Source organism: Piscirickettsia salmonis LF-89 = ATCC VR-1361, from assembly GCF_000297215.2.
Classification (GTDB): domain Bacteria; phylum Pseudomonadota; class Gammaproteobacteria; order Piscirickettsiales; family Piscirickettsiaceae; genus Piscirickettsia; species Piscirickettsia salmonis.
The window spans coordinates 1-1,337 of record NZ_AMFF02000144.1 but is presented as its reverse complement, the minus strand read 5'-3'; the positions used below and the strand labels follow the sequence as shown (position 1 = coordinate 1,337).

Here is a 1,337-nt window from a genome sequence, read left to right as displayed (position 1 = left end):
GGAAATGTCAACGGAGCCTAGCATTTAATTTGTTAGGGAGCCAGCCCCTAATTTATTATATAAGAGCTGTTAGTTATACTTGCCTTGGTTGGGTTTAAGCCATTAAGCTACATTGGATAATCTGTGTGCTAGCAATTTAACTTTTTCCGCTTGTACTATACTTTAACTTTGTTTTTAGTGGTTGGCTTAAAGTATATTTGATGGGGTGTGATCATGTTTGTAATGAAGTCTTTGTGGGTGGGTGCTATTGCTGCGGGTTTAAGCAGTAGCTTGCATGCGGCAGAAAATATTGCAATTTGTGAAGATGGTGCAGAGTGGCCGCCCTTTCATTACATTAAGCGCGATGGTGGTCAGAAAGTGCCTGGTGTGAGTGAAGGCTATTCGATTGATGTGATTAATAAAATATTGAAAGGTAGTCAGTTTAGTTACTCTAAGGTTGATTTTATTCCCTGGAAGCGTTGTTTAAAGCAATTGTTAAAGGGAAAGTATGACCTGGTGATGAATGCGTCTTATAATGCCGAGCGCGCTGCAAATTTTCTATATACGAAAGCGTACTATGAGATGCGACCCGCTTACTTTTATTCCTTGAAAAAGCACCCCAATGGTTTAGAAGGCATCACTTCAGGTGCAGCACTATCTAAGTATAAAGTCTGTGGTTTGGCCGGGTATAATTATAAAGCATTTAATATTGACTTAAGTCAGTTGGATACAGGCTCGAAGAATTTTGCTTCTGTGGCAAAAAAAGTGCGTGCTGGGCGTTGTGATGCTTTTATTGCCCAGATTGAAGCGCTGGCAGGGTTTAAGGCGATAGGTCAAGATTTCTTAGAGGGTGATATTGGTTATAAGCCTATTCCTGGCGCCAAAGCAAATGAATTTTATATGATTATTTCTAAAAAATCTAAACATGCTAAAGCGCTGCAAGAAAAAATTGATCAAGGTATTGATAAGCTAAAGGCTGATGGCGAGCTAAAAATATTGTTAGATAAATATTTAAAATAAAAAATTAATAATATTTAAGATATTAAAAATATAAGTTAAGTGATAAAGCCAGTGTCTTAATTAAGATGCTGGCTGCTGTTTTTGAGCGATAAGCTGATAGCAGTGTTCTTGCCGCTCTAGATATTTTTTTTCAAAATGTGTGCGGGCGGGAAAGTTTTGAGGGAGTAATCTAGATTCTTGTATTGTGAGTCCCCAGATATCTTGGGCTTGTTGGCAGGCTTCGTTGAAGTAAAATTGTTCATTGGTGGCTAGGGTGATGGTACCCCTTGGTTTTAATGTGTCGATGAGATAGGCCATAAAGGGCATGTTGAACCAGCGCTTATTGGCTTGTGCAGCCC

The 1,337-nt window shown here is 39.0% G+C and carries 1 protein-coding gene and 1 pseudogene; one reads left to right on the top strand and one right to left on the bottom strand.

Annotated elements, in window-relative coordinates; genetic code table 11:
- Positions 1-213 precede the first annotated feature (213 nt).
- Positions 214-999 (top strand): substrate-binding periplasmic protein, encoded by a 786-nt coding sequence (locus C200_RS12295; protein ID WP_016212327.1) that lies wholly within the window; start codon positions 214-216, stop codon positions 997-999.
- Between the two features lie 60 nt (positions 1,000-1,059).
- Here the strand turns inward: C200_RS12295 and C200_RS12290 are convergent.
- Positions 1,060-1,337: pseudogene (locus tag C200_RS12290) on the bottom strand (hypothetical protein); the annotation flags it as partial.